Below are 20764 nucleotides of genomic sequence, written 5' to 3'. Positions count from 1 at the left end.
GCCACCCGGTGCCGGGAACCAGGCACCCCCGCCCCCGCCACCCCCGCCCGGCTTCGGCAACCAGGCACCGCCGCCCCCGCCGGGATTCGGCGCCCCGCCGCCACCCCCACCGCCCGGGTTCAGCGCCCCTCCGCCGCCCCCGCCGGGGTTCGTCGGGCTGGCGCCACCGCCGCCCGGGATGCCCCCGGCCCAGGCGTCCGCGCCCTCCGCACCGGCAGGCCCGTTCTCGGCCGGGCGCGACAACGCCCTGAAGAACGGCATCAAGCACCGCCTCCCGGCCCAGATCACGCCCGTGACGATGGACATCGCGGACGTCCAGGTCGACATCGGCCAGGTCCAGGCGGGCTTCGACGCGCTCTTCGACACGTTGAACGCCAACCACGGCGTCACCAAGAAGCCCATCGTGACGCCCGACCTGATCGTGCAGTTCGACCAGCACTCCTTCGCCAAGCACTTCGCCGTCCAGCAGGAACTCGACGGGGTGCTCAAGGGCCAGTCCGACGTCACCGCCGACCAGCTCGGCCAACAGGGCATCGACAACCCGCAACGGGTCCGCGACGAGATCCTCTCGCCCGACTTCATGCACCGCCTCGCCGGCCACGACCCGGCCACCGTCGCGCGCCTGGAAGCCCTGCTCGACCAGGTCGTCCGGGCCAAGGTCGGCCCGAACGGCAACGTCGGCCCGGCACGCGAGGCGCTGGTGGAGAGCACCCTCACCAACCCGGCCCGCTCCATCAACGGCCACGTGCTGCTCAACAACGACCACCTCGGCGGCCTCACCACCGACCCGTCGCGCAAGTCCGACGCCATCAGGCACCTGCTCGTCCACGAGTTCATGCACCTGAACTCCGTGGGCAGCGACGTCACGTTCGCCCACCGGGACGGGCAGGGAGGTGTCTACAAGAAGGACGTCAACCCCGACGAGGCCATGACCGAGATGTTGGCCCGCAACATCACCGACGTCCTGGCCGAGCGCGACGGCAGGCCACCGCAGTACAACCAGTTCCCGGACGGCAACAACCGCTACGAGGGCAACGTCGTCGACCTGAACAAGGAGTTCGACAAGACCAGCAAGTGGGTGAAGTTCGACGCCGAGGGCACGTTCCAGACCATGCTGGACGAGTACTTCGGCGGCGCGCGGCCCGACAGCTCGGGAGGGACGCGGTCCGCGCCACCCGACGGCACGATCACCACGCCGAGCGCCGACGTCGTCCCGCCGCCGAGCCCGAGCACCACCAGGAGCGTCGCGGCCGACGAGTCCTGGCGCCACAGCACCGCGACGACGGCGGACTGGTCCGCGCCCAAGGACCCGCGACCGGCGGCGCAGTGGGATTCCGTGCGGGACAAGGCACCCGTGCGCACGGTCGACACCGAGGTCGCCGACGTGCAGCGGTCCAGCACGCCGGGCAAGGTCGACTCCCTGACCGGTCTGATCCGCCACGACGTGCGCCGCATGGAGGTCGCGCCGGGCGTCTGGGTCAAGGAGTACACGCTCAAGGTCCACCTCAACCCCGGCGACGGCGTCACGCAGTCCGATGTGGACGCCGTGCAGCGCAAGACCACCGAGGGCGTCGACCGGTTGTTGAACCAGGGCTACCGGCTGCCCTCCGGCGACCAGTTCCACGCCAGGGTGGAGTTCGTCACCGACCCCGCGCAGGCGCACACCACGGTCGACGTCACGTCGGCCAAGGACGCCGACCAGCTCAACTGGGGCACGCAGACCTCGTCCAACGTGCTCGCCCACGAGGTGGCGCACTACTTCGGCCTGCCCGACGAGTACAAGGACGCACCCGGTCCGAGCGCCCGCATCTTCAACAGCGACGGCAAACCGCTGCCGCCCGGACACACCCAGTCCAACCTCGTGGTGAACGACGACGGCCTGATGGGGGCCGGTGTGCACGCCGACCCGTCGATCAAGCCGCGGCACCTGTGGCAGATCGAGCGCACCACCGACAGCCAGGTCGTGGTGCCCGACGCCGACCACGCCACCCTGCACGACCCGGACTCGCCCACCCAGACCCCGCCGCCCAGGCCGCCCGAGTTCGGCACCCAGCCCGACACCCAGCCCAGCGCGCAGCCCGACACCCGGGCCGACGCACGCCCCGACGTCCGCCCGGTGGGCCCGCCCGCACCACCACCCCCGCCCCCGCCACCGGGGGCGACCTTCACGCAGCAGACCCCCGCGCCACCGCCGCCGCCCCCACCCCCGGGCACGACGACCGCACCCGCGACACCGGGCACCACGACCGGACCGGCCGCACCCCCGCCGCCACCCGGCGCGCCCCCGGTGCAGACGACCGCGCCCGCCGCGCCGGCGGGCCGGTTCTCCGACGTCCGGGACAACGCCCTGAAGGACGGCGTCCTCGACCGACTGCCGGCCGAGATCCCGTCCGCGCCGCTGACGATCGCGGGCGTCCAGGTCGACATCGGCCAGGTCCGGGCGGGCTTCGACGCGCTGTTCGGCACGCTGAACGCCGACCACGGCGTCACCACCACGCCGAACGTGAACCCCGACCTGGTCGTCCAACTCGACCAGCAGACGTTCGCCAAGCACTTCGCGCTCCAACAGGAGCTGGACACGGCACTGGAGTCAGCACCCGACGCGCAGAGCGCCGACCTGCGCGGCACCCGCGACGAAATCCTCGCCGGCGACTTCCTGCGCCGCCTCGACAACAACGACGCCGACACCATCGCGCGCCTGGACGCCCTCCTGGACCAGGCCGTCCGCGCGAAGGTCGGCCCCAACGGCGACGTCAACGCGGCCCGCGACGCGCTGATCGAAAGCACCCTCACCAACCCGGCACGCGCCATCAACGGGCACGTCCTGCTCAACACCGACCACCTCGACGGCCTCACCACCGACCCCGCACGCAAGTCCGACGCCATCCGCCACCTGCTCACCCACGAGTTCATGCACGTGCACTCGGTGGGCAGCCACCAGACCTTCGCCCACCGGGACGGGCAGGGCGGCGTCTACAGCCGCAACGTCAACCCCGACGAGGCCGTGACCGAGCTGCTGGCCCGCCGGATCACCGACGCGCTGGCCGAACGCGACGGCCGGCCCCCGCAGTACAACCAGTTCCCCGACGGCCGCGTCCGCTACCAGACCAACATCGACTCGCTCAACCGCGAGTTCAACCGGACGCCGACCAAGTGGAACAACTTCGACCCGGCGAGCTCGTTCCAGACCATGCTGGACGACTACTTCACCGGCCCGCCCCCGTCGACCAGCCCGTCCACGCGCCCCGCGCCGCCGCAGCCGACCGGCACCGCGCCGATCCCGATGGTCGACCTGCCCACCCCGGCGACCACCGACGCGACGACCGACCCGAACGCCACCGACGCGACCACCGACGCCCCCACGACGACCACCGACACGACGACGAACCCGGGCCCGAACACCACCACCCCCGCACCCGCACCCGCCCCGGCACCGGCACCGGCACCGAACCCCGCACCCGCGCCCGGTCCGAGGCCCGTGCTGGCGTCGCGGAACCTGCCGGACTTCTTCCAGCAGGGCAAGGCGCTCGGCACGATCGCGCCCACCGACGTGCGCGGCGCGCAGCACGTCACGAGCGTCATGACCGGCATCACGCCGGACGACGCCGCCGTCATCGAAAGCGCGCTGGAGAACGACTTCGAGTCGTTCCTCGGCCACGGCCGCGACTTCCAGGTCAAGATCGACGGCACCTGGTACGAGGCCAACGTCCGCGCCACGATGCTGCCCCCGGCCGACGCCGCCGCGGTCACCAGCACGCCGTCCACCACGACCAAAGTGGACATGACGGCCCAGTCCGGCACGACCACGGGCACCGCCACCACCCTCGCCACCGCCAACGACGTCGGCCTCGCGGCGGCGGCGAGCGCGGGCGTCGGGCCGTACGGTTCGCTGGCCGGCAAGGCGCAGCTGGCCACGCCCGCCACCACGCTGAACACGTCCTCCGGCACGGTGGACCAGCGGATCATCCGCGGCGGCGAGAGCTCGACCACCGTCGACGTCCCTGTCTCCTTCGAGGTCCGGCTGACCGCCGCCAACGGCACCGCCCGCCCGCCCCAGGCGGTCAACGGCGGCGTCACCCTCGCCGTGCCGAACGACCTGGGCACGATCGCCGACTCCGGCAACGCCCGACCGGCCGTGCCGCTGCCCGCGGGTTGGGGCGACAAGCTGGAGCACCCGACGCCCGAAGCGGTCACCGACTTCGACGCGCAGGCGGCGTTCACCGCCGTGGCCGCGAAGATGCACCCGTCGATCACCAAGATCGGCGCGCCCGGCCGCACCGCCTTGCGCGACTTCCTCAACCCCACCACGGTCCGCGACAACCTGGGCGCGATGCTCGGCGGCTGGGTGACCTCGCCGGACCTGATCAGCCCGCACGGCAGCAAGGCCAACGCCGTGCAGATGAAGGCGACCCTGCTGACCGCCGAACTCGTCGGCACCACCGACGCCGCCCAGCTGCGGCTGCACGAGTCCCAGGCCACCGGCAGCTCGGTCACCGCCACCACCAAGACCGGCTTCGACGCCACCGCCGGCGTCGGCGGCGGTGCGGGCCTGCCGAACGTGATCGGCGGCGGTGCGGGCGTCACCGGCGGCTACTCGACCCGCACCGCGGAGTCTTCGAACGCGGGCACCACTTCCAGCACCCGCACCGGCATCCAGCTCAAGGGCGACACCGGCCTCTACAAGGTGACCGCGAACGTGCACATCCGCACGCCCAACGGCGCGGACGTCGTCATGCCGGTCACCACCTACCTGCGGGTCGGCCTGCCCGAGGCCGCGTCGGTGAACCTGCCCGTGCCGCCGGGCGGTCCGGCCGGGTTGACCAGGCCCACCACCACCCCCAAGTTCCTGCCCCCCTACCTGGCCGCGGACTTGGCGGCGGGCAACGTCAAGGTCGGCGAGTTCGGCCCGGGCGCGCAGGTGCAGTCGCAGGTCCAGGCCACGTTGCGGGACCTGCCCGGCTTCAAGAAGTTCCTGCCGGGCTGGAACGACGCCACCACGGGCCCGCGCAAGGGCCAGTCCCTGGCCGACGTCGCGGAGGCCATGGCCAACCAGCGCAAGCTCGACGCGGAGCTGTCGCCGACCGCGCTGAAGACCAAGATGGACAGCCTGCTCGGCCCCGGCGTGCAGGTGCAGCTCAAGAAGCGCGGCCTGAGCACCAACGACTACGTCAACATCACCGTGCGCGCCCGACCGGTCGGCACGACCCACCTCGGCCAGGCCGACGCGCGCAACGTGCGCGGCTCGGCGAACACCGCGCCGAAGCTGGACAGCACCACCGCCACGCAGAAGTCGGTCAACATCGGCATCGAGGGCAAGGCGGTGTTCCCGGTCAAGACGGGTGCCGCCTCGCTCACCCCGACGCCGCAGTTCGGCGCGAAGTACACCTACGCGTGGGGCGCGAAGAACACCGGCGGGCCCACGGTGACCAGCACCGGGCTCAACGTCGGCAGCCCGGACGCCCAGGTGTTCCAGCAGGACCTGGAGTTCTACGTCGAGGTCACCACGTTCAGCCGCAACCGGGCGTGGGTCAAGCGGGTGACGCCGGGCTCGCCGTTCCTGGAGGTGCCCGAGCCGAAGGTCGTCGCCCGGACCGGCGGCCCCAACCCGCCCGGCGTGGTGAGCCTGGACCGGATCGCGGGCCCGGTGCACCTGTGGGTCGCGGACAGCTCCTCGCTGGACCACGACCCGTCCGGCTTCCGACCCGGTGACCCGGTCGCGACCAGGCTGGACACCCCGCCGACGATCAAGGACCTGCTCAACCCGCCCGTGCCGCGGCCCGCCGCGCCGAACTTCCTGCACGTCGAGGCGGTGGTCAACACCGAGGCGGTGCGCGACCAGGCCATCGAGGCGCTCAACCGGGCCGCGAAGGGCGACTCGTCGCTGACCGTGCCCGGCACCGAGGCGCGCAACCAGATCGACAAGCTGTTCAGCCCGGAGAGCATCAAGGCCAACCTGCGCAAGCTGACCGAGACCGGCATGCAGGAGACCGGCCTCAAGTACGGCCGACGGGTCACCGACCGCTCCGGCGCGATCGGCATGGCGATCGAGCTGGGCAACCCGAAGCTGGTGTCGATCTCCGACAACACCGGCACCGAGAACGCGAGCACCGGCGGCTACAAGGCCGGTGACGCGAAGACCAGCAGCCACACCGTCGACTTCACCGCCGGCGTGAACGTGCCGGTCAAGCCGAACGTGACACCGCCGCCCGCGGGCCAGCCCAAGCCCGCGTCCGGCTCGGGCGGTGTGGCCGTGGCGGGCAAGTACACGCCGTACTCGTCGTCGAAGACCAGCGCGACCGAGGTCAGCGGCAGCGTCGACCGCAACTTCGTCACCCCCAACAACGCGCGGACCGTGCTGATCCAGCTCGACGCGGACGTCACCGTGGTCGGCGAGAGCCGGTCGGGCAACGCCGTGTACGGCGGCACGCCCCGCGTGGAGGGCGCGAAGGTCACCCTGCCCGGCGGCGTGTTCGTGCGGGTCAGCGAGGACGTGGCGCGCGAGCTGGGCGTGCTGCCCAAGGTGCAGCCGAAGACGCCGCCGCCCGCGTTCGGCACGATGGCCCCGCCCGCCACCCTCACCCCGGACCACCCCAGTTCGCTCGGCCTGAGCACGCTGGACACCGCGCCGGACCTGTCCGGCCTGGTCTCGGGCCTGATCAAGGACGTCAACGCGGAGACGGGCGGCCGGTTCAAGAGCGACCTGGTGCCGGACTCGGTGCTCAAGGACTCGATGAACAACTTCCAGCGGCTGGTCGACTTCACCTCGCCGACGAGCGCCAAGGCGATGATCGACAGCGCGCTGGACGGCGGCGTGCCGTTGCTGCTGCACCACCCCGGCACGTTCGGCAAGGACACCTACCAGGTCACGCTCAAGGCGCGGATCACGGACACGCCGCGGTTCGAGGGCGTCGTGAACGACGGCGTCGACATGGAGCACACCATCGCCGGGGCCCGGAAGGTGACCGGCGGGCAGGGCAGGGCCACCGGCTGGGGCGTCGGCCTGAAGTCGCCGGGCCTGGCCCAGCCGGGCAGCGCGAACCCCAACGTCAGCGGCGGCGTGGGCGTCATCGCCGCGGCCAACGTCGGGCAGCAGCACAGCAGCACGATCACCAAGGCGACGACGGAGCAGTTCGGCCACCTGCGCGCGGGTGGCGGCCCGGCGGCGAAGTACACCGTGCCCATCGAGTTCGAGCTGGTGGTGGAGAAGGGCGACCAGGTCGTCGCCCGGGCCACCGGCCGACCGCAGGACATCGGCGTGCGGCTGCACGGTGACAACCAGAAGGTGTCCACGCCGTCCGCCACCCCGCCGGCGGGCTACTCGGCGACCACGACCGCGCGGCCCGCCGCGCAGGGCACGCCGGAGGCCGCGGCGGCCTGGCAGCGCGCCGGGTCGCCGGCGACGCTGCCCGCGAAGGCGTCGGTGGAGAACCTGCGCGGCGCGCGCGACCTGCGTGCCGCGGCGGTCCAGGCGCTGACCGCGGCGGGCGCGAACAAGGGCATCACCGGCAAGGGCACCGGCCCGCTGAACACGCTGCTGGCCACGCTCAGCTCGGAGAACCTCCAGCCGAGCCTGCCGGGGATGCTCGACGGCCCGCTGGACGTGCCGGGCCTGCACGAGGCGGCTCTCGCGTTCGGGCAGCACGCCGACGTGAAGGTGTACGCGAAGCTGGTCAACCCGCGGCTGGGCGGGCTGAGCGACGGCGTGAACCTGGAGAACCCGAAGTCGTCGGTCACCACGACCTCCGGGGAGGCCAAGCACAGCGAGACCGGCGACGTGTCGGCGGGCTGGGCGACCGGCAGCGCCTCGGTCGAGCGCGGCCAGGATCCCAAGGACACGGCCGGTTTCACCACGGGCGGCGTCGAGACCCGGCACGCCGCCGAGGACGCCGAGGCGCTGTCCGGCGGCGCGACGAACAACAAGGTCAACAACCTCAAGCCGCAGGGCCGCACCGGGCTGGTCGACTTCGACGTGGAGTACCGCGTGGTCGCCACGATCGGCGGCAAGACCGGTGTGGTGGACCTGCGGGTGCCGGGCTCGGCGTCGGTGCGGATGCCGTCGCCGGAGGCCGAGGTGGTGCTGGGCCGTGACCTGGGCGTCGAGCTGCACGACGCGCAGACCGCGGTCAAGGACACCGCGAAGGCGTGGCGCGACGCGGAGCTGGAGGTGGACCGCGCCCGGCACGACGCGCAGGCCGTGATCAACCGGGTGGCCGCCGAGGTCGCCCTGCTCCAGCGGGACCTGACCGAGTCGCAGACGCGGCACAACACGGCCATCGGCGACCAGCTCGCGCAGGCGGGCCGGGTGCCCGACCTGGAGCGGGCCGTCCGGGACGCGCGGACCGCGCGGGACGACGCGAGCACCGAGGTGGGGACGCTGCGGGCGCGGGTCGCGACCCTGGATGCCGCCCACCAGGCCGCACGGGACGCCCTGGGCGACGCCGACGCCGACGTGCGGGCGACCGCGCGTGACCTGGCGACGGCGAACGCGCAGGTCGAGGCGGCCCAGGCCAGGCTGGACGAGGCGCAGGCCGCGCTGGACCTGGCCCAGCACGACCTCGACCAGCACCTCGACGCGCTGCCCGGGAACACCTCGATCGCCGACGACCCGACGGCCAAGGGCCTGGTCGGCGCGGTGGACGACGCCCGCGCCACGCGTGACGCCCGTGAGGCCGAGGTCGACACGGCGGTCGGCGTCGCGAACGACGCGCGGGCCGCGAACGCCGAGGCCGTCGGGAAGCAGGCCGACGCGCGGGGGAAGGCGGACGAGGCCGGGCGCGCCGCCGGTCAGGCTCGCAGCGACCTCGGCGTGGCCGAGGGCCACCTCGACACCGCCCAGGGCGACCTGGAGACCGCCGACACCGCGCTGGGCGGCGGCCGTGAAGCCGCTCGACGCGCGGAGGACGCCCGCCAGGCCGCGCAGCAGGAGCACCAGCGGGTCGAGCAGGCCATCGCGGACCTGGAAGCCCAGATCACCGCCGCCGAGGTCGAGCTGGAGAACCGCCGCGCCACGGCCGACGAGCGCCAACGCGCCTGGTGGAACGCCCGCACGGTGGTCGACCAGCGGATCGCCGACTTCAACCGCCCGACGCCGCCCCCACCCGGCGACCACCCACCGACCGACCCCGGCACCACCACCTCGACGGCCGACGCTTCCACCTCGAACGGCACCCAACCCGGCCCAAGCACGCGACCGGCACCACCACTCCCACCACCGGCCGACACCGACACCACCCCGGCACCCGCACCGCCCACCGTGCCGGCACCCGCGTCCCCGCTGCCGACGGCACCGGCCACCACGCCGACCGCCGCACCCACCCCGCCGACGCCCGACCCGCGCGCGACGGTCGGCGCACCGTCCACTCCGAACACTCACCTCGCGTCGCCACCCCCGACCCCCGTGCCCGCGCCGGTGCCTCCCCACCTCGTCAACGAGGCCCTGAAGCACCTCCACTTCACCGCGAACGACCTGCTGCCCTCCGCGCCACCACCCGCGCCCGGCGGCCTGTACGCGGCGGTCGCACAGGTCGTCAACGTCCCACCGGCGCACCTGCGACACGAAGTGGTGAACTCCGCCACCGCCATCCCCGAGCAGGTGGCCGACTTCACCGCGTCCCACCCGATGCGCAAGACCCACCTGTACGGCGCGCTGGTGGAGAACCTGAACTGGTCGCTCCAGGACCCGGCGGAGAACGCCCGGGCGGGCAACGCCCGCGACCTCGCCGGACGGCTCATCGCCACCCGCCTGGGGGTGAACCTGGTCATCCACCTGCCCGGCGTGCCCCAACCGCTGCGGCTGCCGCCGTTCACCGGTCCGGTCCAGCCGGAGGTGCACGTCGACCTGGCCGTGGTGCGCGGGGTGGCCACCTACCGGGCGCGCTGACCTGCGGCGTGGTCCCCAGTGGACGGTGCCGATCACCTGTCGGGGTGATCGGCACCGCACAGCCGGAGATCCCCGACGGTGAGGGGAATCGATCCAGTGACCAGGTGGTGTCTCGTCGCTCACAGACGGGTCGGGCTGTTGGGTCGGGTGGCTCGAGCGGGTCTAGCATCCGAGGGTCAAGGTCCGCGTACGCACGTACCGGAGACCAGTCCACCACTGACGCTGGAGGCCGTTGCGCATGGCCGGCACCACCGCACCCGAGCGGGCGGGCACCTCTAAAGGGGGCGGAACGCTCTACCGCGGCGACCTGGGGATGTGGTCCTGGGTCGCCCACCGCATCACCGGTGTGTTGACGTTCTTCTTCCTGTTCGCGCACGTCCTGGACACCGCGCTGGTGCGGGTGTCGCCGGACGCGTACGACAAGGTCATCGAGACCTACAAGAACCCGGTCGTCAACCTGTTCGAGGTCGGCCTGGTCGGCGCGGTCCTCTACCACGCGCTCAACGGCATCCGCGTGATGCTCGTCGACTTCTGGGAGAAGGGCGCGCGCTACCAGAAGCAGATGCTGTGGGCGGTGCTCGTCGTCTGGGTGCTGGTGATGATCCCCGGCACCTACTACATGCTGGTCCGCACGGTTACCGACCTGCTCGGTGGGGGTCACTGATCATGAGCGAATCCCTGACCCTGGACAAGCCGCGCTCCCCGCGCCGCCCCGCCGCCCGCCGCAGCAACTTCGAGCTCTACAGCTGGCTGTTCATGCGCATCTCGGGCGTCGCGCTGGTCGTGCTGGTGCTCGGGCACCTGTTCATCATGAACATCCTCGACGGCGGCGTGCACCGCATCAACTTCGGTTTCGTCGCGGGCCGGTGGGCCTCGCCGTTCTGGCAGTTCTGGGACCTGGCGATGCTGTGGCTGGCCCAGATCCACGGCGGCAACGGCCTGCGCACCGTGATCAACGACTACGCCCGCAAGGACGCGACCCGGTTCTGGCTCAAGGTGCTGCTGTACGTCTCGATGGTGCTGATCATCGCCCTCGGCACGTACGTGATCTTCACCTTCGACCCGAACATCACCGACTGACCCGCTGCGGGGAGTGCTCACAGCCATGCAGTTCCACAAGTACGACGTCGTCATCATCGGCGCGGGTGGCGCCGGGATGCGCGCGGCGATCGAGTCCGGCCAGCGCGCGCGCACGGCGGTGCTCACCAAGCTCTACCCCACGCGTTCCCACACGGGCGCGGCCCAGGGCGGCATGTGCGCCGCGCTGGCGAACGTGGAGGAGGACAACTGGGAGTGGCACACCTTCGACACGATCAAGGGCGGTGACTACCTGGTCGACCAGGACGCCGCCGAGATCATGGCGAAGGAGGCCATCGACGCGGTCCTCGACCTGGAGAAGATGGGCCTGCCGTTCAACCGCACGCCCGAGGGCAAGATCGACCAGCGGCGGTTCGGCGGCCACACCCGCAACCACGGCGAGGCGGCCGTGCGCCGGGCGTGCTACGCGGCCGACCGCACCGGCCACATGATCCTGCAGACGCTGTACCAGAACTGCGTCAAGCACGGCATCGAGTTCTTCAACGAGTTCTACGTGCTCGACATCTGCCTGACCGAGACCGCCGACGGCCCGGTGTGCACCGGCGCGGTGGCCTACGAGCTGGCGACCGGCGAGATCCACGTGTTCCAGGCCAAGTCCGTGGTGTTCGCCACCGGCGGCTTCGGCAAGGTCTTCAAGACCACGTCCAACGCGCACACGCTGACCGGCGACGGCATGGGCATCGTGTTCCGCAAGGGCCTGCCGCTGGAGGACATGGAGTTCTACCAGTTCCACCCGACCGGTCTCGCGGGCCTGGGCATCCTGCTCACCGAGGGCGCGCGCGGCGAGGGCGCGATCCTGCGCAACGCCTCCGGCGAGCGGTTCATGGAGCGCTACGCGCCCACCATCAAGGACCTCGCGCCGCGTGACATCGTCGCCCGGTCCATGGCGCTGGAGGTGCTGGAAGGCCGCGGCGCGGGCCCGAACAAGGACTACGTGCTCCTCGACTGCACCCACCTGGGCGCGGAGGTGCTGGAGACCAAGCTGCCCGACATCACCGAGTTCGCCCGCACCTACCTCGCGGTCGACCCGGTGAAGGAGCCGGTGCCGGTCTACCCGACCGCGCACTACGCGATGGGTGGCATCCCGACCAACGTGCACGGTGAGGTGCTGCGGGACAACGACAACGTCGTGCCCGGCCTGTACGCCGCCGGCGAGTGCGCGTGCGTGTCCGTCCACGGTGCGAACCGGCTCGGCACGAACTCGTTGCTGGACATCAACGTCTTCGGCCGCCGCGCGGGCATCGCCGCCGCCGAGTACGCGTTGTCGCACGACCACGTCGACCTGCCGGAGAACCCCGCCGCGGCCGTCGAGGCGCAGGTGGCGCTGGTGCTGTCCGAGCACGGCCAGGAGCGCGTGGCCGACATCCGCACCGAGCTGCAGGCCACGATGGACGCCAACGCGTCGGTGTACCGCACCGAGGACACGCTCAAGCAGGCGCTGCACGACGTGCAGGCGTTGAAGGAGCGGTACTCGCGGATCACCGTGCAGGACAAGGGGAAGCGGTTCAACACCGACCTCCTAGAGGCGGTCGAGCTGGGCTTCCTCCTGGAGCTGGCCGAGGTTCTCGTCGTGGGCGCGTTGGCGCGCAAGGAGTCCCGCGGCGGTCACGCGCGCGAGGACTACCCCAACCGCGACGACACGAACTTCATGCGCCACAGCATGTACTACAAGCAGGGCGACGGCTTGCTGGCCGACATCCGGCTCGACTACAAGCCCGTGACGTTCACCCGGTACCAGCCGATGGAGCGCAAGTACTGATGACCGCTACCGCTGAAGTGTCCACCGGCTCGCGCGGGAACCAGCCCCCCGTGCCGGACGGCGCGATCACCGTCACCCTGAAGGTGCGCCGGTTCAACCCGGAGTTCGACGACGAGCCGCGCTGGGACTCGTTCGAGATCCCGGCCCTGCCGTCGGACCGGGTGCTGAACCTGCTGCACTACGTGAAGTGGTACATCGACGGGACGCTGACGTTCCGCCGGTCGTGCGCCCACGGCATCTGCGGCTCGGACGCCATGCGCATCAACGGCGTGAACCGGCTGGCGTGCAAGGTGCTGCTGAAGGACCTGCTGGCGTCCGGTGGCAAGCCGACCACGATCACCATCGAGCCCATCAAGGGCCTGCCGGTCCACAAGGACCTGCTGGTCGACATGGAGCCGTTCTTCGAGGCGTTCAAGGCGGTCAAGCCGTACCTCATCACGTACGGCAACGAGCCGACGCGCGAGCGGATCCAGTCCATCGCCGACCGCGAGCGGTTCGACGACACCACCAAGTGCATCCTGTGCGCCGCGTGCACCACGTCGTGCCCGGTGTACTGGACCGAGGGCTCCTACTTCGGCCCGGCGGCGATCGTGAACGCCCACCGGTTCATCTTCGACAGCCGTGACGAGGGTGCCGAGGAGCGGCTGGACATCCTGAACGACGTGGACGGCGTGTGGCGCTGCCGCACGACCTTCAACTGCACCGACGCCTGCCCGCGCGGCATCCAGGTGACCAAGGCGATCCAGGAAGTCAAGCGCGCCCTCCTCTTCAAGCGCGTCTAACCCCCCGCGAGAGTCCTACGTTCAAGACGCGAGAGTCCTACGTTCAGAACCCCCGAGTTCAACGCTCAGAGCAGTGCCGTTCGTCGTGAGCGTTGAATTCGGGGGTCTTGAACGTAGGACTCTCGCGGTGTGAGCGTAGGACTCTCGCGGGGTCAGGGTTGTTGGCGGGCGGCGCGGGCGGCTTTGGCGCGGCGGTTGCGCAGGTACATCAGCAGGCCCAGGACCAGGCCCAGGCCGGCCACGGCGGTGATCGGGCCGCCCACGTTGCCGAACGCCGTCTGCATGGCCGACGGCTCGGAGGCCTGCGGCGTGGTGTTGGCGACCTCGCCCACACCCGCGCTGGTCGGCGTCGGCTTCGGCTCGGTGGTCTTCTTCTTCGCCTGCGGCGCGCCCTCGACCAGCCGGCCGACCGGGTTGCTCGCCGCGGCCGGTTCCAGGGCGAAGCCGTAGTCGAGCAGGCGGGCGGCCTGGTCGGTCATCCGGGTCGGCTGCTGCTGGCCCCTCAGCAGCACGACGACGAGCCGCTTGCCGTTGCGCTCGGCCGCGCCGACGTAGGTGTGCTGCGCGTCGTCGGTGAACCCCGACTTGCCGCCCAACGCCCCCTCGTACGTGGCCAGCAGCCGGTTGTCGTTGACCACCGGCACGGTCCCGTTGCCGTTGGCCGCCGGGAAGTCGATCCGCTGCTTCATCACGGCCTTGACGAAGTCCGGGTACTTCATCGCCTCACGGAAGATCAACGCCACGTCGTAGGCCGACGTCGACGTGCCCGGCGCGTCCAGCCCGGACGGCGTCACGGCCCGCGTGTCCAGCGCGCCCAGCTCGGCGGCCAGCGCGTTCATCTTCCGGATCGCGGACGGCACGCCGCCCAGCCGGCGCGCCAGCGCGTGCGCCACGTCGTTGCCCGACGCCATCACCAGCGCCTGGAGCATCTGCTCGACGGTGTACTCGCCCCCGTTGCGCAGCCCGACGCACGTGCACTCCTGCGCCAGGTCTTCGGGCGTCGCCACCACCGTGGCGTTGGGCGGGAGCTCCTTGGCCACGACCATCGCCAGCAGCACCTTGATCACCGACGCGGGCCGCTGCCTGCCGTGCGGGTCGAGGGCCGCGAGCACCGCGCCGCTGCCCAGGTCGGCCAGCAGCCAGCTCTGGGCGGTGATGCCGTCCGGCGGCACGGGCGCGTTCGGCGGCAGCACGAGGCCGCACTCACCGAGGCGCTGTCCCCCGATCGGGCTCTCGGGTACTTCGATCGGCGGAGGGGGCTTCTCACCCGGCGCCACCTGTTCGGACGTGTCGACCGGCGGGGGCGGCGACACCTTGTTCTCGCAGGCCGGCTGGGCCGCCGCGAGCGGTGCGGCCACGATCGACGCGCCGGCCATCAGCGCGCAAGCAGCCAGGACCAGGGCAACGGGCCGTCGGAACGCGGAGGAACGCACCCGACCAGGCTAGCCACCCCGGATGAGTGACCTGCACCCGCCACGTCCGATACTGCTCTGGTGAAGCTCTCCCGCGGCATGTCCGTCTTCCTGCTTGCCTTCGGGGTGTGGTCCTGGGTGATCTGGCCGACCTTCCTGCGCAACATCTGGAAGGACCCCCGCTCGTGGGACGGCGGCCCGACCGCGTTCTTCACCGTCCACCTGCTGCTCGTGGTCGTGTCGCTCACGTTCGGCACGATCATCGGCGTGTTGGGCGTGCGCGGGCTGCGTGCGGCCGGGCGCGCCGAGTCCGACTGACAACCCACCACACCTGGAGGCTCCGCCGTGGAGTTCGTGCGCCTACTGCTGGTGTTCCTGCACCTGCTCGGCATGGGCATGCTGATCGCGATGTTCTTCGTCCAGCGCCGGGCGGGCTCGGACGCCCCGCTGAACAAGGGCTGGCTGCACGGTGCCGCGTTGCAGCTGCTCACCGGTGTGGCGCTGATGGGCCTCGCACCGCTGACCGACCAGGACTACAACGACATCAAGATCGGCGTGAAGCTGCTGGTCCTGGTCGTGATCGCGGCCCTGGTGGCGGTCAACCTGAAGAAGAGGCCCGCCGCCTGGCTCGCGCCGGTCCTGGGCGGCCTGGTCGTGCTGAACGTCGGCATCGCCGTCTTCTGGACCTGAGCCGTCACCGACGTCGGAACAGCGCGCCCAGCAGCAGTCCCGCGCCGACCAGGCCCACGGCGGCGCGGGGGCTGGGGCCCTGGCGCACCTCCACCACCGGCCGGATCACGGCGGGTGGCGGCGGGGTGGGTGGGTCGCGCAGCAGGTTCTCCCGCGCGGTGGCCGTCCAGGCGGTGATGAACAGCAGCGACTGGGCCACCAGGTTGGCGAAGAACAGCACACCGATGATCGGGCCGAACGCCGCGCCGGCCGGTGACGACGTGACGGTGCTCAGGTAGAGCGTCCCGCCCTGCTTGAGCACCTCGAACACGATCGCCGCGGCGGCCGCGCCCTTGGCCGCGCTGCGCAGGCTGAACGGCTTGCGCGGCAGCTTGGCCAGCACCCACAGGAACACCAGCCAGTTCGCCACCAGGCCCAGCACGATCGTGCCGATCTTGAGCATCGCCTCGGCCCAGCCGACGCCGTCCAGCCCGACCCACCGCAGCACCAGCTCCGCCAGCCCGCTGCCCGCCGCGGTCAGGCCGAACGACACCACCAGCGCCGCACCCAGGCTGACCAGCGCCAGGAAGTCCTTCAACACCGTCTTGAAGAACGGCAGGTCCTGCTTGGCGTGGCCCCACTGCGCGGTCAACGCGTCACGCAGGTTGCTCATCCACCCCAGGCCGGAGTAGGCGGCGGTGAGCAGGCCGAGCACGCCGACCGTGCCCTTGGACTTGATGGCCTCCTGCACCACCTCGTTGATGGTGTCGCCCAACGCGCCCGGCACGGCCTCGGTGATGGACGTCCGCAGCTCGCCCAGCAGCTCGGGCTGCGAGGCCAGCACGAAACCGGCCACGGCGAAGCCGATCATCAACATGGGCACCAGCGACAGCACGCTGAAGTACGTCACCGCCGCCGCGTAGTGCGCCCCGTACTGCTCGCTGTACCGCTGGGCCGCGCGGAACAGGTGATCCAGCCACGGCCGTTCCCGGCGCACCCGATCGAGCTTCGACTCGGCCCCAGCGTCTTCCGCCACACGGAAAAGCTAGTCCGTGCGCCGATCACCCGCCAATCGGCAGGAAACCGATCCGGTCGTAGGTCCGCGCCAACGTCTTCGCCGCCACCTCGCGCGCCCGTTCCGCGCCCCGCGCCAGCACCTTGTCCAGCTCGGCGGAGTCGTCGAGGTACTCGGCCACCCGCGCCCGCACCGGGGTCACGAACTCGGTGAACACCTCGCCGAGGTCCTTCTTGAGGTCGCCGTAGCCCTTGCCGTCGTAGTCGGCGACCAGAGAGTCGACCGAACGCCCGGTCAACGCCGAGTAGATCACCAGCAGGTTGCTCACGCCGGCCTTGTGCTCCGGGTCGTACACGATCTCGCGGCCGGTGTCGGTGACCGCCGAGCGGATCTTCTTGGCCGACCGCTTCGGGTCCTCCAGCAGCTCCACCACGCCCGCCGGCACGGACTTCGACATCTTCGACGTCGGGTCCTGCAGGTCGTAGATCTTCGCGGTGTCCTTGACGATGTAGGGCTCGGGCAGCCGGAACGTCTTGCCGTAGCGGGTGTTGAACCGCTGCGCCAGGTCGCGGGTCAGCTCCAGGTGCTGCCGCTGGTCCTCGCCGACGGGCACGTAGTGCGCCTGGTACAGCAGGATGTCCGCGGCCTGCAGGATCGGGTAGGTGAACAGGCCGACGCCGACACCCGCCTCCTGCCGCGCCGACTTGTCCTTGAACTGGGTCATCCGGCTGGCCTCGCCGAAACCGGTCAGGCACTGGAGGACCCAGCCGAGCTGGGCGTGCTCGGGCACGTGCGACTGCACGAACAGCGTGGACCGGTCGGGGTCGACGCCCAGCGCCAGCAGCTGCGCGGCGGAGACCCGGGTGTTGTGCCGCAGCACCTTGGGGTCCTGCTCGACGGTGATCGCGTGCAGGTCGGCGATGAAGTAGAACGCGTCGTGCGCGTCCTGCAACGCGACCCACTGCCGCAGCGCGCCCAGGTAGTTGCCCAGGTGGAAGGAACCGGCGGTCGACTGGATGCCCGACAGCACGCGGGGGCGGCTCACCGGAGCCGGGTTCTCGGCAGACGGGGCCGCGGCCTGGCCTGCGGCGTTCCCCGTGGAGTTTTCGACGACCACGCCGACGATTCTCCCAGGCCGGTCAGACCCCGGTGGTGGCGGGCCGCACCTCGGCCGCGCCGTCGCCGCCCGCGCTCACCTGGGGGACGACGAGCTGGTTGGCCGCCGTGCGCACCACCGCGGTCCGGCGGCGGCGGACCAGGCCGAACACCAGGCCGATCGCGCCGAGTGCCACCGCGACGATGCCGACCGGCGCCTCCAAGGAGACCGGGGCCGCCACCGCACCGTCGGCAGCCTCCGCCACACCCGCGACGACCAGGGAAGACGTCGCGCCCAGCACCAGACCCAGGACCGCACCGCGACCGCGCACCGCCCAGCCTCCTCACCAACACCGTGCCACTCCACGGAGGAGTGAACCTTGTTGACGGCCGGCCGCGAACCTACCGAAGCTGTTGGGCTGCGATGTTCGGTTCGGGTAAACACGGCCGGCGGCAGACTAACCACAGCCGCCCTCACCCCTGCCCGCAGGGGGCTACCTCACCGCGCCCACTGGGCCATATGTCGTAGTGCGCTGCCGGGCCGGGCGACCCGCCAGCGCGGCCGTGGCGCGCAGCTGCTCGGCCGTGCGGGCGGAGCCGTGCTCGGAGCCCGCCATGCGGCTGATCGTCTCCTCCATCAGGGTGCCGCCAAGGTCGTTGGCGCCGCCGCGGAGCACCTCGGCGGTGCCCTCGTCGCCCAGCTTGACCCACGAGCACTGGATGTTGTCCACGCGGCCGTGCAGGGCGAGCCGGGCGAACGCGTGCACGGCCCGGTTGTCGCGCCGCGTGGGGCCGGGACGCGCCACGCCGGCCAGGTAGATGGGCGCGTTGCGGTGCACGAACGGCAGGCCGACGAACTCGGTGAGCCCGCCCGTGCGGTCCTGCAACGCCGCCAGCGCCCGGAAGTGGCCGAGCCAGTGGCCGGGGTGGTCCACGTGGCCGTACATCATCGTGGACGACGAGCGGATGCCCACCTCGTGCGCGGTGGCGACCACGTCCAGCCAGGTCGCGGCGGGCAGCTTGCCCTTGGTCAGCACCCAGCGCACGTCGTCGTCGAGGATCTCGGCGGCGGTTCCCGGGATGGTGTCCAGGCCCGCGTCGCGCAGCTCGGTCAGCCACTCGCGCACGCTCACGCCCGCCTTGGCCGCCGCGCTGACGACCTCCATCGGGCTGAACGCGTGCACGTGCATCCCCGGCACCCTGGCCTTGATCGCGCGCACGACGTCGGCGTAGTAGGTGACCGGCAGCTTCGGGTCGATGCCGCCCTGCATGCAGACCTCGGTGGCCCCCGCGTCCCACGCCTCCTGGGCGCGGTCGGCGACCTCGGCCACGGACAGCCGGAACGCGTCGGCGTCGCGCTCGCGCTGGGCGAACGCGCAGAACCGGCAGCCGACGTAGCAGACGTTCGAGAAGTTGATGTTGCGGTTGACCACGTAGGTGACGTCGTCGCCGACCACCTCGGCGCGCAGCTCGTCGGCGAGCCGCGCCATGGTCTCCAGCGCCGCGCCGTCGGCCGTCAGCAGCGCCATGGCCGCGTCCGTGTCGTCCAGGAGCTTCTCGGGGCTGTCGGCGGCCAACCTCAGGGCCCGCGCGGTGTCCTCGGGCAGCCGTTCGAGGGCCTTGGGGACGCTCAACGACGCCCAGTCGCCGTAGACGCTGTCGAAGTCGCCCCGGCGGTCCTCGGTGCGACCCTCGGTGTCGATGGCGGTGTTCAGGTCGGCACGGCCGTAGGTGTCGAGGCCGCCGTCGGGCTCCTGCCACTCGCGGCCGACGACCGGGGCGTCCGGCTCGGCCAGCCCGTCCGGGCGCGCCAGCGCGGTCACGTGCGCGGTGAGGCGGGTGTCGATCCACTGCCCGGCGGGCGCGGTCACGTACCGCGGGTACACGGCGAGGCGCTCGGCCAGCTCGAACCCGGCCGCGCGGGTGTGCTCGGCCAGCACGTCGACCTGCGGCCACGGCCGCTCGGGGTTGACGTGGTCCGGCGTCACGGGTGACACGCCGCCCCAGTCGTCGATGCCGGCGCGCAGCATCAGCCCGAACTCGCCGCCGACCAGGTTCGGCGGGGCCTGCACGCTCGTGGACGACGGCATGACCAGCCGCGCCACCGCGATCGTGGCGGCCAGCTCGTGCAGGTCGGCGTCGGGCATGCCGCGCATCGCGGTGTCCGGCTTGGCCCGGAAGTTCTGGATGATCACTTCCTGGACGTGCCCGTACTGGCGCGCGACGCCGCGCATGGTCAGCAGGGACTCGGCGCGCTCGGTGATCGTCTCGCCGATGCCGATCAGCACGCCGGTGGTGAACGGCACGTTCACCCGGCCCGCGTCGGTGAGCACCCGCAGCCGGACCGCGGGCTCCTTGTCCGGGCTGCCGTAGTGCGGCCCGCCCTTCTCGCTCCACAACCGCTCGGCCGTGGTCTCCAGCATCATCCCCATGCTGGCCGCGACCGGCCGCAGCCGCTGCAGCTCCTCCCAGCTCAGCACGCCGGGGTTGAGGTGCGGCAGCAGGCCGGTCTCCTCCAGCACGGCGATCGCGCTGGCCCGCACGTAGTCCAGCGTGGACGAGTAGCCGCGCGCCTCCAGCCACTCGCGCGCCTGCGGCCACCGCTCCTCGGGCCGGTCGCCGAGCGTGAAGAGCGCTTCCTTGCAGCCCTGGGCGGCGGCCCGGCGGGCGATGTCGAGCACCTCGTCGCGCTCCAGGAACGCGGCGGGCAGCTTGTGCGGGACCGTGGCGAACGTGCAGTAGTGGCAGCGGTCCCGGCACAGGCGGGTCAGCGGGATGAAGGCGTTGCGGCTGTAGGTGACGACACCCGGCCGCCCCTCCGCCAGCAGGTGGGCGTCGCGGACCCGGCCGGCGGCGTCCAGCAGCGCGTCGAGGTCGTCACCGCGGGCGTGCAGCAGCACGGCCGCCTCGGTGAGGTCGAGCACCGCGCCGTCGGCGGCACGGCGCAACGCGCGGCGCATCGCCGACGCGCTGGGCGTCGGTTCCGGCGGGGTGATCGAGATGTCCACGGGCACGACAACGACATTAGGTGTGGAAAATTCCTGATCACGCGCA

Annotated in this window: 12 protein-coding genes; 7 read left to right on the top strand and 5 right to left on the bottom strand. The window is 71.7% G+C overall.

The annotated features are described in order from the left end of the window. The first annotated feature begins 178 nt into the window (after nucleotides 1-178). The 5 genes from LZG04_RS38000 to LZG04_RS37980 all read left to right on the top strand — a co-directional run bounded on the left by LZG04_RS38000 (nucleotide 179) and on the right by LZG04_RS37980 (nucleotide 13519). Nucleotides 179-9880, top strand: a complete 9702-nt coding sequence (locus tag LZG04_RS38000) for a hypothetical protein (RefSeq protein WP_233826507.1) — start codon at nucleotides 179-181, stop codon at nucleotides 9878-9880. 238 nt (nucleotides 9881-10118) lie between these two features. Continuing rightward, nucleotides 10119-10544, top strand: coding sequence for a succinate dehydrogenase, cytochrome b556 subunit (gene sdhC / locus LZG04_RS37995; protein WP_233826497.1), 426 nt, complete (start codon nucleotides 10119-10121; stop codon nucleotides 10542-10544). Nucleotides 10545-10546: 2 nt separating this feature from the next. Further along, nucleotides 10547-10960, top strand: a complete 414-nt coding sequence (locus LZG04_RS37990; protein WP_073885781.1) for a succinate dehydrogenase hydrophobic membrane anchor subunit — start codon at nucleotides 10547-10549, stop codon at nucleotides 10958-10960. 25 nt (nucleotides 10961-10985) lie between these two features. Next, on the top strand, nucleotides 10986-12737 hold the full coding sequence (sdhA, locus tag LZG04_RS37985; protein ID WP_233826495.1) for a succinate dehydrogenase flavoprotein subunit: 1752 nt from the start codon (nucleotides 10986-10988) through the stop codon (nucleotides 12735-12737). Next, nucleotides 12737-13519, top strand: a complete 783-nt coding sequence (locus tag LZG04_RS37980; RefSeq protein WP_233826493.1) for a succinate dehydrogenase iron-sulfur subunit — start codon at nucleotides 12737-12739, stop codon at nucleotides 13517-13519. Before sdhA ends, LZG04_RS37980 begins: the two co-directional genes overlap by 1 nt. A gap of 152 nt (nucleotides 13520-13671) precedes the next feature. Here LZG04_RS37980 and LZG04_RS37975 read toward each other — a convergent pair whose 3' ends face one another. Next, the gene (locus tag LZG04_RS37975; RefSeq protein ID WP_308199657.1) at nucleotides 13672-14952 is read right to left on the bottom strand and encodes a D-alanyl-D-alanine carboxypeptidase family protein; all 1281 of its coding nucleotides are present in this window, start codon (nucleotides 14950-14952) and stop codon (nucleotides 13672-13674) included. A gap of 60 nt (nucleotides 14953-15012) precedes the next feature. Between LZG04_RS37975 and LZG04_RS37970 the strand changes: the two genes are divergently transcribed. Further along, entirely contained in the window at nucleotides 15013-15249 is a 237-nt protein-coding gene (locus LZG04_RS37970; protein WP_233826491.1) for an SCO4848 family membrane protein, read from the top strand. A gap of 27 nt (nucleotides 15250-15276) precedes the next feature. Then, a complete protein-coding gene (locus LZG04_RS37965) occupies nucleotides 15277-15621 on the top strand; it encodes a hypothetical protein (RefSeq protein ID WP_233826489.1) in 345 nt (114 codons plus the stop codon). A 4-nt stretch (nucleotides 15622-15625) separates the two neighbouring features. Here the strand turns inward: LZG04_RS37965 and yhjD are convergent, their stop codons facing one another. From yhjD to LZG04_RS37945, 4 genes are all read right to left on the bottom strand, one after another. Continuing rightward, nucleotides 15626-16636 (bottom strand): inner membrane protein YhjD, encoded by a 1011-nt coding sequence (gene yhjD, locus LZG04_RS37960; RefSeq protein WP_233826487.1) that lies wholly within the window; start codon nucleotides 16634-16636, stop codon nucleotides 15626-15628. Between the two features lie 25 nt (nucleotides 16637-16661). After that, nucleotides 16662-17660, bottom strand: a complete 999-nt coding sequence (gene trpS / locus LZG04_RS37955; protein WP_233826485.1) for a tryptophan--tRNA ligase — start codon at nucleotides 17658-17660, stop codon at nucleotides 16662-16664. Nucleotides 17661-17754: 94 nt separating this feature from the next. Continuing rightward, on the bottom strand, nucleotides 17755-18042 hold the full coding sequence (locus tag LZG04_RS37950) for a hypothetical protein (RefSeq protein ID WP_233826483.1): 288 nt from the start codon (nucleotides 18040-18042) through the stop codon (nucleotides 17755-17757). Between the two features lie 162 nt (nucleotides 18043-18204). Then, nucleotides 18205-20724: a bifunctional FO biosynthesis protein CofGH gene (locus LZG04_RS37945; RefSeq protein ID WP_233826481.1), complete on the bottom strand. Its 2520-nt coding sequence runs from the start codon at nucleotides 20722-20724 to the stop codon at nucleotides 18205-18207. Nucleotides 20725-20764: the final 40 nt, after the last annotated feature.

Origin of the sequence: Saccharothrix sp. S26, assembly GCF_021390395.1 — a bacterium.
In the GTDB taxonomy this organism is placed as follows: domain Bacteria; phylum Actinomycetota; class Actinomycetes; order Mycobacteriales; family Pseudonocardiaceae; genus Actinosynnema.
The sequence above is the reverse complement of the archived record's forward strand: the minus strand, read 5'-3'. Positions and strand labels throughout refer to the sequence as shown.

Coding starts and splice junctions, on each gene's coding strand:
- LZG04_RS38000 (WP_233826507.1), top strand. CDS start 179: ATGCCCCCGGCCCAGGCGTCCGCGCCCTCCGCACCGGCAGGCCCGTTC.
- sdhC (WP_233826497.1), top strand. CDS start 10,119: ATGGCCGGCACCACCGCACCCGAGCGGGCGGGCACCTCTAAAGGGGGC.
- LZG04_RS37990 (WP_073885781.1), top strand. CDS start 10,547: ATGAGCGAATCCCTGACCCTGGACAAGCCGCGCTCCCCGCGCCGCCCC.
- sdhA (WP_233826495.1), top strand. CDS start 10,986: ATGCAGTTCCACAAGTACGACGTCGTCATCATCGGCGCGGGTGGCGCC.
- LZG04_RS37980 (WP_233826493.1), top strand. CDS start 12,737: ATGACCGCTACCGCTGAAGTGTCCACCGGCTCGCGCGGGAACCAGCCC.